Here is an 11,931-nt window from a genome sequence, read left to right on the forward strand (position 1 = left end):
CGGGCTGTCTTTCCCAGGGCTGTCGTTCCCCGGGCTGGTGCCCGAGGACAGGCAGCCGGTGATCATCGCCGCGCGCCGGACGCCGCTGTGCCGCGCCAACGGGGCGCTGAAAAAGCTTCGCGCCCACGAACTCCTGGCTCCGGTGCTCCGGAGCCTGCTCGCCGATGCCGGCGACGGCCCCGCCCGGGGGTCCGTGACCGACGTCGTGATCGGCAACGCCGTGGGCGGCGGCGGAAACGTGGCCCGGCTCGCCGCGCTGGAGGCAGGCCTGCCGGTCACCGTCCCCGGCGTCACCGTGGACCGGCAATGCGGCTCCGGTCTGGACGCGATCGTCCTGGCCTCCCGGCTGGTCGCGGCGGGCGGCGGCGGCCTGTACCTCGCGGGCGGCGTGGAGAGCATCAGCACGGCTCCGCTCCGGGCGCACCGCAACGACGACGGCAGCCCCGACTTTTACAGCCGGGCCCAGTTCGCGCCGCTGAGCTTCGGCGATCCCGATATGGGGGTGGCGGCCGAGAACGTGGCCGCCCGCTTCGGCATCAGCCGGGAACGCCAGGATGCCTTCGCGCTCCGCAGCCACCGGCGCGCCCTGGCAGCCGCGGCTGCCGGGACGTTCGACGCCGAAATCGTGCCCCTCACCGCCGGTTCCGGGGCGTCCGCGGCAGCCGACGACGGTCCGCGGCTGAGTCTTGGCCCGGCCCTGATGGCCCGTTTCCCGCCCGTTTTTGCCAGCGGCGGCACGGTCACGGCCGGTAACTCCTGCTTCGACGCCGACGGTGCCGCCGCCGTCGTCGTCACATCCGTGGAGCGGGCCCGGCAGCTGGGCGCCGCCGACGGGCTGCTGGTCCTGGGAACCGACACCGCCGGGGTGGCGCCGCAGCTGCTGGGCATCGGAGCGGCCGTGGCGGCCGAACGGCTCCTCGCGGCACACGGACTGACGGCCGCGGACGTGGGCCTGGTGGAATTCAACGAGGCCTTCGCGGCCCAGACGCTCGCGTGCTTTGACCAGCTGGGAATCGACCCGGACCGGGCCAACCTCGACGGCGGCGCTTTGGCCCTCGGTCACGCCTATGGAGCCTCGGGCGCGGTCCTGGTCACCCGGCTGCTGGCCCAGGCCCGCAGGTCCCCGGAGCCGGGCCAGCTTGCCCTGGCGATGATCAGCATCGCAGGCGGCATGGGCACGGCCGCGCTGCTGGGCTACGCACGCATCACCTGACCGCGAACGGGGGACATGTCCATTCTTCGCCGCGGAGCGTGGACATATGGGCCACATGTCCACTGGCCGGGGGCAGGGGAGGGCATGCCCATGCACCCGGGGCGGACATGCCCTGTCCTGACAGTGAGGAAGGGGCATGTCCATTTTTTGGCCGAGGAGCCGGCAATGCGGTCAGGCGGTAGTAGTGAGATCCCGCCTAGTAAACGGATCCTTCCAACAGCTCTGAGAGTCGGCCGGCGGCGCGACGGAGTTCAGGAACGCCGGCCTCGAGGCTGGCTTCGGTGGCGGACTCGACGGGGCTGGTCAGCGCCATGGATTCACTCGGACGACGGGATCCGTTCGGCACAGCGACGGCGACCGACAGCACACCGGTGGCGCGCTCATCCGCGGAATACGCGTAATCCACGCCGGGTTCGGGCAGGCGTGCGCGGAGCTCGTCGGCAGTAAATGCACTGTCCTCATGGCCCGCCGCGATGGCCGCAGCCACCACTTGCCGGAGTTCCACGTCGGAAACCGAGGCCAGAAGGATCTTCCCGGCCGCTCCAACTGTGAGGGGGAGGCGCTTACCCAGCGGAAGGTCATAGCGGAGGGGCGAGTCGCCGTCGACACGTGCTACGAGGATCCTTTCAAAGCCCAGCCTGGTGTACAGCGATGCCGTGAGTCCCGTTTGCGAGGCCACCTGCTGGAGGATCGGCCGCGCGGCAACAACGAGTGGGTCGTTCTCCAGGTAGCTTCGGGCCGCCGGCAGGACTGCCGGCCCTATCCGGTAGGACTTGTCCGTCTGGCTGACCATGCCGAAATCCTGCAGCACACGCAAGATCCGCAGTGTGGTCGGCAGGCTCATCCCGCAAGTCCTGGCCAAGTCACTGAGGCGCTGTGGCCGCTCCGCACGCTGGAGTTCGGCGAAAACCTCCATCGACCTGGACAGGGAGCGCATGTTCCCGGCTTTGGGGCCGCCCTCTTCAGCGGAGCCGGCCGAATGTGTCGAAGTCACTGTCATTGTTTCATTCTATGTAACTTCACTGCGCTTGACAGGCGTTGTGTCCCCTGTCACTATTTCTTCAGGCGAAATATTCTTTCATTCTATGAAAGAGACTATCGCGGAACGTAAGCACGGAACATAAGAAGGAAACGATGACAACGGAGTCACTACTGACTAAACCCGAGCGCGCCATCCGCGTCGCTCCGTCGGTGCTTATCGGCATCGGCATGTTCACGGCCGTCGGCGTGTATGTCCTGGTCAGTTCGGTGGGCCTTGGCCTGTGGACGTCGCTGGGCCCTGGCCCCGGCCTCTTCCCGTTCGCCATGGGCGGGGTGCTGGTCGCGATGTCGGCCCTCTGGCTGCTCCAGGAACTGCGCCGGCCCAGCGAGCGGGCCGAGGGGATCGACCGGGGTGTGGTCATCTCAGTCGTCCTCAGCCTCGTTGTGCTGGCGTCAGTCATGGACCTGCTGGGCTTTCAGCTGAGCATGTTCCTGTTCCTGCTCTATCACCTGAAACTGCGCGGCCGCCGGACTTGGGTGTCCTCGCTGATCATCGCCCTCGCCGGAAGCGTCGGCGCGTTCTATGCCTTCAACTACGGGCTGAACGTCGCGCTTCCCGTATCGGCCTTCGCCCCGCTGAACCTGATCGGACTCTAGACGTGGACACAATCAACGAACTGCTGGGCGGTTTCGCCACCGCCATGACCTGGCAAAACCTGCTCTTTGCCTTCCTGGGCTGCCTGCTCGGCACCATCATCGGCGTCCTTCCCGGTGTCGGCCCCGTGGCCGGCGTGGCCCTGCTCATCCCGCTCACCCTGAACCTGGATCCCGCCGGCTCGATCATCATGCTGTGCGCCATCTTCTACGGCACCCAGTACGGCGGAACCATCACCAGCGTCCTTTTGAACACCCCGGGTGAGGCGTCATCCGCGATCACCACCATCGACGGCTATCAAATGACCAAACTCGGCAGGGCCGGTGCGGCACTGACCTTGGCCGCCGTCGGATCCTTCATCGGCGGAACCGTCGCCACCATCGGCCTGGTCGCCGCCGCCAAACCCCTGGGTGAACTTGGCCTGCTCGTCGGGCCGCCCGAGTTCTTCGCGCTTATGGTCGTCGGTATATCCCTGCTTGTTGCCCTGGCCGGAAAGTCCATGGTCAAGGCCATCATCTCCGGGGCCCTGGGCCTGCTGATCTCCATGGTCGGCATCGACCCTGTCGCCGGCGCCCCGCGCTTCACCTTCGGGATGGACAGGCTCCTGGACGGCGTCAGCTTCGTCGCCGTCATCGTCGGCGTCTTCGGGCTCTCCGAAGTCCTGTCCTACCGCAAAAACGCGGAGAGTCCCTTGGTTCATGCCCCCGGCATGCGCTCACTGCTCCCGACGCGGACAGAATGGCGGCGCAGCGCCCCCGCCATGGCCCGGGGCACCGGCGTCGGCTTCGGACTCGGCCTTATTCCCGGCATGACCGGATCAGTCTCGTCCCTGCTGTCCTACGCCGCGGAAAAGAAGTTCTCCCGCTTCCGCCACCAACTCGGCAAGGGCGCAGTCGAAGGCGTCGCCGGTCCCGAAACGGCCAACAACGCCCACGCCAATGCCGCCCTGATCCCGCTCTTCACCCTCGGCATCCCGGCATCTCCGACCATCGCCGTGCTGATGGGCGCGTTCCTCCAGCAGGGCCTGACGCCCGGACCCGCCCTGTTCACCGACCACTCCGAGATCGCCTGGGCCATCATCGCCAGCCTCTTCATCGGCAACGTGCTGCTGCTGCTGCTCAACGTCCCCCTCGTCGGCCTCTGGACCTCCATCCTGCGCGTTCCCACCCCCATCCTGACCGCCCTGATCCTGCTCTTCATGGTCATCGGCGCCTACACCATCAACTTCAGCGTCTTCGACGTTTTCGTGATGATCGGCTTCGGCCTCCTCGGGCTGGCCCTGAGGAACCTGGACATCCCGCTGGCACCGATGGTCCTCACCCTGGTGCTGGGCCCGCTGATGGAACGCTCACTGCGCGAATCCCTGGAAATCTCCCAAGGCGACTTCAGCGTCTTCACCAGCCGCCCCATCTCCGCCGTGCTGATCGGCGTCGGCGTGCTGATCATCTGCAGCCCGCTGCTCAAGTTCCGTAAACCCAAGGCCCTCACCGAGGACCCCGAAGCCTAAACCGAGCTCACGTCCGACTACCTATCAACCCTCTAGTTCCCACCTCTTCAAAGGAGAAGACCCTTGTCACGCAAGAAAATCACCGCAGCCATCGCCGCAGCAGCCCTCATCGCCCTCACCGGCTGCGGCGCCAACGCCAGCGCCAACAACGCAGCATCCGGGGACGACTTCCCGAAAAAGGGCAAGTCCATCGACCTGATCGTGGCCTTCTCCTCCGGCGGGGCCGTGGACACCGCAGCACGCCTCGTCCAGCCGATCCTGGAGAAGGAACTCGGCACCAACGTCGAGGTCATCAACAAGCCCGGCGCCGGCGGACAGATCGGCTACACAGCACTGACCAGCGCCAAGCCCGACGGCTACACCATCGGCGCAACCGGCTCACCGTCCGTCGTCGTCTCACCCCTGGATCCCGCACGCGGCGCCAAATACACCCGGGCCAGCTTCCAGCCCCTCGGCCGCCAGGTCATCGACCCCACCGTCATCGCAGTCCAGCCTGACAGCCCCTTCAAGACGCTGAAGGAACTCCTCGACGCCGCCAGGGCAAACCCGAAGTCACTCACCGCCAGCACCACCGGGCTGCAGACCGGCGAACACTTTGCCCTGGCGCAGATCCAGGAGGCCACCGGCTCCGAGTTCGCCCCGGTGCACTTCTCCGAAGGCGCCTCCCAGGCCACCACCGCGTTCCTCGGCAAGCACGTGGATGTCCTGGTCGCCAACGTCAGTGACGTGACCGACCTGACCAAACAGGGCAAAGCACGCGTCCTGGGCGTCATGACCGCCGAGCGCGCACCCTCGCTGCCGGATGCTCCCACCTTCAAGGAATCCGGCTATGACCTTACGGCCGGCACCGTCCGCGGCTACTCGGCCCCGGCCGGCCTGCCTGACGGCGTTGCCAAGAAACTCGAAGCCGCCATGCAGAAGGCCATCGAGGACCCGACCGTCAAGGAAAAGATGAGCGCTCTCGGCCTGCAGACCAGCTACCTCTCCGGCAGCGACTACGAGAAGTTCTGGGCCGGCCAGGAGGAGGACTTCAAGAAGGTACTCCCGCTGGTTCAGAAAAAAGACTAGCCCTCGTAACCAACCCCTCTCCACGGAAGAAACCATCATGACAACGCCCGTCCTTGAGGACATCGACGCAGACTTCGCCCGCCCCGACAAGGAAGTGATCGACCGCCTCGCCAAACTGCCCGCCGCCAACATCGGCGACGCCATGGACCGCCTCGGAATCGCAGACTCAGCCATCCAGGCCATCTGGCCCGGTGCCCGCCTCGCCGGACCGGCCTTCACCGTCTGGACACGCCCAGGGGACAACCAAGGCATCCACCGCGCCCTGCAGTTCGCCCACCCCGGAGACGTGATAGTCGTCTCCGGCGGCGCGGACGAATCCCGGGCACTGCTGGGCGAACTCATCGGCGAACGCGCCATCAACCTCGGCATCGCAGGCTTCGCACTGGACGGCGCAGCCCGCGACGCCGAGGCCCTCAGTGAGATCGGAATGCCCGTCTTCGCCCGCGCCATCACCCCGGCAGGCCCGTACAAGAACGGCCCCTCCCGTCTGGGCACGCCAATTTCCTTCGGCGGGGTCCCCGTTTTGCCAGGAGATGTCATCATCGGCGATTCCGACGGCGTCGTCGTCATCCCCAGGGCGCAGGCATTGACGGTGGCAGAGGCCGCCGAGGCCGTCTTCGCCGAGGAAACCAGCCGCCGGGCCGCCATCATCGCCGACCGCCACTAGACAGAAAAGACACAAGACAATGACAACGTGCACCGTCATCGGCCTCGGTGAGGCCGGAGCCACTTACGCGGCCGCCCTCGTCGCCGCGGGCCACAGCGTGAAAGGATTCGATCCCGTCGCACCCTCCACGCCGGCCGGCGTCATCCGGGCCGCCACCGCAGCACAAGCCTGTGCCGGCGCGGATATCGTTCTCGTCCTCACCGGCGCGGCCGCCGCGCGAAGCGTGGCCCAGGAATGCCTGCCGGTCCTGCCGGCCGGCAGCTGCTATGCGGACTTCACCTCCTCTTCACCGCGGGTCATGCAGGAACTGGGGCAGCTGCCCGGCGAGGCGCTTTTCGCCGACGTCGCCATTCTGGGGCCCGTCCCCACCCAGGGAGTAAAGACACCCCTGATGGTGAGCGGACCCGGATCCCGGGCAGTGGCCGGCCTCCTGTCGCCGCTGGGCGCCGACGTCGAAATGGCCGACGGGGAACCGGGGGCGGCGATGGCCCACAAACTGCTCCGCAGCGTCCTGATGAAAGGCATGGCCTCAGTCGTCGTCGAAGCGGTCACCGCCGGACGGGCAGCCGGCCTGGAGGACTGGATCCGGGCGCAGATCGCCGGGCAACTCGCCGGCGACGGCCACGCCGTCATTGACAGGTTCCTGACCGGCACCGCCAAACACGCCCTGCGCCGCTCCAAGGAAATGCAGGACACCGCCAGCTATCTCTCCGATCTCGGGGTACCTGCCGACATGACGGCAGCCTCGGCCACCGCCCTGACGCGCATGGCCCAGGAAACGGCGTCGGTGACGCCGTCCTTGCACTGACCCCGGCATCAGGCAGAATCATTTACAGGAACCAACGATGAACCTTTCAGTACGAGATTCCCTGTCAGGAGAAGCATGAACGGCATCTGGGCCCTTGGGGCCTACCTCGCCGTCATCCTGCTCTGGACGACACTGATCAAACGCAGCGTCGGAGAAGCCATGATCCTCGGCTTCCTGGCAGTGCTCCCGTTTACGGGGGCCGCTGCGGCACAGGTCGGCTGGTCCTCCCTGTACTCGGCCGCCACGGACGAAATCGTCTACGCCACTATGGCCTTCGTGTTCATGGGCTACCTGCTGGACAAGACCGGCGTGCTGGACCGGCTCATCGACCTGCTTAACTCCATGATCGGCGGCGTCAAGGGGGGCCCGGCCTGGGTGTCCACCGTGGCGTCCGCCGGTCTGGGCGGTGTCGTGCACAACCAGGCTGCCATCGCCGCGACCGTCGGCTCGGTGACCATCCCGTGGATGGAGAAGTCCAGGCTCGACAAGCCCTCGGCCGCGACGCTCGTGGCCGGAAATGCCGGCATGGGCATCACCTTCCCGTTCAGCGCCTCCATGTTTGTCCTCGTCGGATCCGCCACCGTCGGCCCCCTGCTAAACGTCAATTCGCTCGTTCTTCCCCTGCTCATCGGCGGCCTCTGGTGCTTCCTGCACCGGCTCATCGTTACCTGGCTGCTGATCCGCAAGAGCGGGATGTCCCCGCTGGACCCCGCACACCGGCTGACTGCCCGCGTAGCCTTCGGGCGCGGCTGGGCCACCCTGCTGCTCTTCATTGTGGTGGCCGTCCCGCTGATCATCACCTCCGGCGCCGTCGCCACGGCCCTGTCCGATTGGACCGGAGGAGACGTCACCAAGACCGTCAGCGTCATCGTCTGGATTCCGGTCGTCCTCCTCATCACCGGCGCCCTGCTGGGCAGGAAAAAGCTTCCGGGCAGCGGCCGCGCCTGGTGGACCCTGCTGCAGGACTCTGCCCCGAGGTTCGGCATCGTCGGCATCACCGTGGTCTTCGCCTTCGCCGGCGCCAACGCCCTCGCCGCCACCGGCCTGCCCCAGCAGATGACCGCCCTGCTCAACCAGCTGAACCTGCCCCTGTGGCTCCTCGCCATCCTTATCGGGCTGATCGTCATCGCCGTCGCCGCGCCCCTCTCCGCCACGGCCACGATGGCCGCCGTCGGAACCGTCGGCGTCGCCACACTCGTGGCCGCCGGCGTCCCAGCCACCACCGCCGCCGTCGCCGTGCTGATCTTCTCCTCCTGCGAAGCAGCCGTTCCCCCCGGAGGCGCACCGCTCTACGTCGCCTGCGGCATCGCCGACGTGAACCCGGTCAAGACCTTCTCCCGCCTGCTCACCCACTACGCCCTGCCACTGCTGGGAATCGGCGTGCTGATCATCGTCGGCATCCTGCCGATCTAAAGGAACAAGCCATGCAGCAAACCAGACGAGCCATCCAGGCCATCTTTGTACTAACACTCGCCCTGCTCCTCCTTGGGGGCGTCTTGTTCGTGGCAGGCCAAGCCATCGCCCTCATCGCCGGGCAAGGTGACTGGCTGCGATTCTTCAATGATGTGTTCAAGCCCCTTCTGTGCATCGCTGCCTCGGTGTGTGCGGTCGCCGGCTTCCTCCTCAGCTACAACAGTCACCAGAAACAGGAACAGACACGGCAGGAAGCGGCGACGCGATGACATTCCTTGCCGGGGACGGAACATACCCGACGTTTGCCCGACTGCTTGAAAGGGAGGGTGGGCTAGCCGCGACGTCCTGGGGATTGTTTCCCGAACCTGGGCGCGGAACGCCGTCCTTCATCACGCAGGACACCATCCTGGAAGCAACGAAGTGCATCAGAACCGGCACGGTCTTCGGCCTGGACTACCCTGCCGACGCCTTCGATCCCGGAATGTCACTCAAACGCAGCGCACCGCGCCACACCATCTACTCCTCCCACCCTGCCCACCGCGACGACTATCTGGACGGCTACTACCTCCAGGGCTCCACACAGATCGACGGACTCCGGCACCGCCGGGCGGACGACATCGGCTTCTATAACGGCACACCGGATGACCGGATTCGGGAAGGCACCCCGGACCTAGGCATCCAGCAATGGGCCGACAAGCCCATCGTTGGCAGGGGAGTGCTTGTCGACCTCGACGGGCACCGCAACGCCCTCGGCGAACCGATCGACCACGCGGGCGGCGAACCCCTCAGCCTCGACTTGATCCAAACAGCCGTCCGAGCCCAAAACCTCACCATCCGCCCGGGTGATGTCCTCATGCTCCACACCGGATGGTGCGAATGGTTCCTGGCCCTGAGCCTTGAAGAGAAACAGCGGACCCGCGACGGCCGGCGGGCCACAGGCATCGCCCAGTCACAGGAGTTCGTCGCCTGGGCCTGGGACAACCGGCTTGCACTCATCGCGGCCGATAACTTCGCCCTCGAATGCCTGCCCGCCGTGCCCGGAAGTCCCTTCAGAGATTCAGCCCCAAACGATCATGGCATGATGCACCAGCAACTTCTGGCCAAACTCGGCATGCCCCTCGGGGAACTGTGGCGGCTTGGACCCCTCAGCCGGCACATGACCACTACCGGTCGCTGGGACGCACTCATCAGCATCAAACCGCTGAACATCACCGGAGGAACCGGGTCGCCAGCCAACGCCACCGCAGTGATGTGAACCGGGCGAGGCCGCCGGCCGGGCCGGGGGCGTCTGATGCGGCCAAAGTTGCCGGCCTGCGAACGGGCACCGGACATGTCTGTTCCTGTCCGGGGAAGGACATGCCCATTCTCGGGTGCCCGGACTGGGCATTGCGGCCATATGTCCAGCGGCTCAGTCCGCGGGAGGGCATGTCCAGTTACCTACCCCCCGTGGGACCACGACCGCGGGCACCCGGGGCCAGTCTTCCTAGCCTTCCCGGTCCTCCGCCTCGCCCAGTCCGCGGGCGGCGAGGGCTTCGCCGGTCTGCCGGGCGAAGGCCACCGTGCTGATAAAAACGGGCAACACGAGGGCCCGCGGGTTGCGTTCGAGTCCGCGGGCCCGGGCCGAGTCGCGCACGTCCGTGTAAGCCCCGGCAACGAACGGGATGCTGCGGAGCATGATGGCGATGGTCAGGGCGAAGCGTTCCGGGTCCGCGCCGAAGCGCCGGAACGGCCGGGCCAGCGACGCCACACCGTCGAGGAGTGCCTGCACGGGAGTGGTGGCGGTCAGGATTGACGCCGCGACGACGCAGACCAGGACGTTCAGCACGATCCGGGCGGCGGTCGGTGCGCCCAGCTGCCACCACTGGAAAAGCCCGATCGCCACGAGGACCGGAAGAACCGGGCGCACCGCGCGAAACAGCCGGCCCGGGCCGGCCCCGCTGAGCAGGAACAGACCGCAGAGCAGCACCAACATGGCGGCCGACACGGCCCAGTCCGCGATCAGGAACGACGTCATTCCACACCCAACGACCAGCAGGAACTTCAGCCACAGCGGCGCACGGTGGACCAGGGACGCGCCCGGCACATATGCCGCCAGCAGGAAGCCGTGGCCTCTCACGCCTGCTCCCGCAGGGCCTGCTCCGGCACCGCGTGCTCCAGGCCTGCCGCGCTCAGGGCACGGTAACGCGCGACGGCGGCCGCCGGTTCGCCGTCGAACACCACCTTCCCGGCGTCCACCACCAGGACGCGGTCCATGTCCAGGGCCAGCTCGAGGTCGTGGGTGGACAGGATCACCTGCTGCCGGAGCCCGGCGAGGGTGCGCCGCAGGAGTTCACGGTTGCGCAGGTCCAGCAGCGTGGACGGCTCGTCCAGGACCAGCACCTCCGGATCGACGGCCAGGACCGCGGCGAGTGCCAGGAGCTGGCGTTCGCCGCCGGAGAGCTCGTAGATGCTCTGGTCCGCCAGCGGCAGGAGGCCGAACCGGTCCAGCACTGACTCCGCGTGGGCCCGGCGCTCGGCGGCGTTACGGATGGAGCGGCGCAGGGACAGTTCCACATCCTCGCGTCCGGTGGGCATAACGAGCTGGGAGAGCGGATCGGTGAAGACAAAGCCCACGCGGCGGCGTACCTCCCGGACGGCCCGGACGGTATCGGCACCGGCGACCCGCACGGTGCCGTCGCTGGGTGCCACGAGCCCGTTCAGGAGACGCAGGAGGGTTGACTTGCCCGAGCCGTTGGCCCCGATAACCCCGATCCGGCGTTCCGTGAGGTCGAGCGAAAGCTCCTGGAGCAGTGTCTTGGGCTCGGGGCGGCCATCAACCGGCACCCACACCGAAACCCGGTCCAGGACAATGATGCTCACGGGCGGGTGTCCACCGTCCGGACGCGGCGCAGCAGCAGGTCCGGGAAGGCCTTGTGCAGGGATAACGCGATGCTGACGGCCAGGACGTTCTTGATGATGTCGCCGGGGTAGAACGCGAGATCGGCGAGGAAGGCCTTGGAGAAGTCCAGCTTGGCGTTGACCATCATGCCCAGGATGCCCAGGCCGTGGATGAAGATGATGCTGCTCACCATGGCGGCGGCGAACAGGAGGACGGCGCGCAGCTTGCCGGTGCGGTTGGCGGTCCGCTTGAGCACGACGACGGTCAGCCAGCCAACGGCCGTGGCGGCCAGCAGGAATCCGATGATGTAGCCGGCGGAGGGGCCGGCGAGCACGCCGAGGCCGCTGCGGCCGCCGCTGAAGATTGGCAGGCCCGCGAAGCCCAGAAGCAGGTAGAGGCCGACGGCGGCGAAGGCCCGGCCCGGCCCGAGGGCCAGCCCCGTCAGCATGACGGCAAGGGTCTGCAGCGTGATGGGCACGCCGAGCCCGCCGACGGGGATGGCTGCGATCAGGGCAGAAGCGGCCACAAGGGCGGCGAAGACGGCGATGAGGCCAAGGTCGGTGGCATTCCAGCGGTCCCGGCGGCGCGGGGTCTTGGCTGCGGCGGGATGGTGGGTTTGCGTCATGATGTTCCTGTCGGGGTGCTGCGGCGGAAATATGGACTGTGATATTGACTGTACGGTCGCGGCGGGGACGGTTTTTTGTAGGCGCCCCACTAACGGGCGGCCCGGAAGCTGGAGGG

13 protein-coding genes are annotated in these 11,931 nt (G+C 67.2%); 9 read left to right on the plus strand and 4 right to left on the minus strand.

Annotation, left to right across the window (positions count from 1 at the left end):
- Window positions 1–4: 4 nt before the first annotated feature.
- Window positions 5–1,213 carry a thiolase family protein gene (locus B5X90_RS00560; RefSeq protein WP_079549972.1) on the plus strand — a complete coding sequence of 403 codons (1,209 nt, stop codon included), beginning with the start codon at window positions 5–7 and terminating at the stop codon, window positions 1,211–1,213.
- A 196-nt stretch (window positions 1,214–1,409) separates the two neighbouring features.
- Here the strand turns inward: B5X90_RS00560 and B5X90_RS00565 are convergent, their stop codons facing one another.
- Window positions 1,410–2,213 carry an IclR family transcriptional regulator gene (locus B5X90_RS00565; protein WP_079549584.1) on the minus strand — a complete coding sequence of 268 codons (804 nt, stop codon included), beginning with the start codon at window positions 2,211–2,213 and terminating at the stop codon, window positions 1,410–1,412.
- Between the two features lie 134 nt (window positions 2,214–2,347).
- On the opposite strand from B5X90_RS00565, the gene B5X90_RS00570 reads away from it, so the two are divergent.
- The 8 genes from B5X90_RS00570 to B5X90_RS00605 all read left to right on the plus strand — a co-directional run bounded on the left by B5X90_RS00570 (window position 2,348) and on the right by B5X90_RS00605 (window position 9,567).
- On the plus strand, window positions 2,348–2,851 hold the full coding sequence (locus B5X90_RS00570) for a tripartite tricarboxylate transporter TctB family protein (protein WP_079549585.1): 504 nt from the start codon (window positions 2,348–2,350) through the stop codon (window positions 2,849–2,851).
- Between the two features lie 2 nt (window positions 2,852–2,853).
- Window positions 2,854–4,356, plus strand: a complete 1,503-nt coding sequence (locus tag B5X90_RS00575; RefSeq protein ID WP_079549586.1) for a tripartite tricarboxylate transporter permease — start codon at window positions 2,854–2,856, stop codon at window positions 4,354–4,356.
- 63 nt (window positions 4,357–4,419) lie between these two features.
- Window positions 4,420–5,424, plus strand: a complete 1,005-nt coding sequence (locus B5X90_RS00580; RefSeq protein ID WP_079549587.1) for a tripartite tricarboxylate transporter substrate binding protein — start codon at window positions 4,420–4,422, stop codon at window positions 5,422–5,424.
- A 37-nt stretch (window positions 5,425–5,461) separates the two neighbouring features.
- Window positions 5,462–6,091 carry an RraA family protein gene (locus tag B5X90_RS00585; RefSeq protein WP_079549588.1) on the plus strand — a complete coding sequence of 210 codons (630 nt, stop codon included), beginning with the start codon at window positions 5,462–5,464 and terminating at the stop codon, window positions 6,089–6,091.
- Window positions 6,092–6,110: 19 nt separating this feature from the next.
- Entirely contained in the window at window positions 6,111–6,899 is a 789-nt protein-coding gene (locus tag B5X90_RS00590; RefSeq protein WP_079549589.1) for an NAD(P)-dependent oxidoreductase, read from the plus strand.
- Window positions 6,900–6,974: 75 nt separating this feature from the next.
- Window positions 6,975–8,312, plus strand: coding sequence for a TRAP transporter large permease subunit (locus tag B5X90_RS00595; protein WP_079549590.1), 1,338 nt, complete (start codon window positions 6,975–6,977; stop codon window positions 8,310–8,312).
- 11 nt (window positions 8,313–8,323) lie between these two features.
- A complete protein-coding gene (locus B5X90_RS00600; RefSeq protein WP_079549591.1) occupies window positions 8,324–8,581 on the plus strand; it encodes a hypothetical protein in 258 nt (85 codons plus the stop codon).
- Complete coding sequence (locus tag B5X90_RS00605; RefSeq protein ID WP_079549592.1) at window positions 8,578–9,567, plus strand: cyclase family protein; 990 nt, start codon at window positions 8,578–8,580, stop codon at window positions 9,565–9,567. Before B5X90_RS00600 ends, B5X90_RS00605 begins: the two co-directional genes overlap by 4 nt.
- A 228-nt stretch (window positions 9,568–9,795) precedes the next feature.
- Here the strand turns inward: B5X90_RS00605 and B5X90_RS00610 are convergent, their stop codons facing one another.
- The 3 genes from B5X90_RS00610 to B5X90_RS00620 are packed head-to-tail and all read right to left on the minus strand — an operon-like array spanning window position 9,796 to window position 11,815.
- Window positions 9,796–10,428: an energy-coupling factor transporter transmembrane component T family protein gene (locus tag B5X90_RS00610; protein ID WP_079549593.1), complete on the minus strand. Its 633-nt coding sequence runs from the start codon at window positions 10,426–10,428 to the stop codon at window positions 9,796–9,798.
- Window positions 10,425–11,171 carry an energy-coupling factor ABC transporter ATP-binding protein gene (locus B5X90_RS00615; protein WP_079549594.1) on the minus strand — a complete coding sequence of 249 codons (747 nt, stop codon included), beginning with the start codon at window positions 11,169–11,171 and terminating at the stop codon, window positions 10,425–10,427. Before B5X90_RS00615 ends, B5X90_RS00610 begins: the two co-directional genes overlap by 4 nt.
- Window positions 11,168–11,815, minus strand: a complete 648-nt coding sequence (locus B5X90_RS00620; protein ID WP_079549595.1) for a biotin transporter BioY — start codon at window positions 11,813–11,815, stop codon at window positions 11,168–11,170. The genes B5X90_RS00615 and B5X90_RS00620 overlap by 4 nt, the downstream gene beginning before the upstream one ends.
- Between the last annotated feature and the right edge of the window lie 116 nt (window positions 11,816–11,931).

The sequence above is a fragment of the Arthrobacter sp. 49Tsu3.1M3 genome, from assembly GCF_900168135.1.
Classification (GTDB): Bacteria; Actinomycetota; Actinomycetes; order Actinomycetales; family Micrococcaceae; genus Arthrobacter.

Excerpts from the sequence above, each read along its gene's own strand:
- B5X90_RS00570 (WP_079549585.1), top strand. The coding sequence starts at position 2,348 with ATGACAACGGAGTCACTACTGACTAAACCCGAGCGCGCCATCCGCGTC.
- B5X90_RS00585 (WP_079549588.1), top strand. The coding sequence starts at position 5,462 with ATGACAACGCCCGTCCTTGAGGACATCGACGCAGACTTCGCCCGCCCC.
- B5X90_RS00590 (WP_079549589.1), top strand. The coding sequence starts at position 6,111 with ATGACAACGTGCACCGTCATCGGCCTCGGTGAGGCCGGAGCCACTTAC.
- B5X90_RS00620 (WP_079549595.1), bottom strand. The coding sequence starts at position 11,815 with ATGACGCAAACCCACCATCCCGCCGCAGCCAAGACCCCGCGCCGCCGG.
- B5X90_RS00605 (WP_079549592.1), top strand. The coding sequence starts at position 8,578 with ATGACATTCCTTGCCGGGGACGGAACATACCCGACGTTTGCCCGACTG.
- B5X90_RS00600 (WP_079549591.1), top strand. The coding sequence starts at position 8,324 with ATGCAGCAAACCAGACGAGCCATCCAGGCCATCTTTGTACTAACACTC.
- B5X90_RS00565 (WP_079549584.1), bottom strand. The coding sequence starts at position 2,213 with ATGACAGTGACTTCGACACATTCGGCCGGCTCCGCTGAAGAGGGCGGC.
- B5X90_RS00595 (WP_079549590.1), top strand. The coding sequence starts at position 6,975 with ATGAACGGCATCTGGGCCCTTGGGGCCTACCTCGCCGTCATCCTGCTC.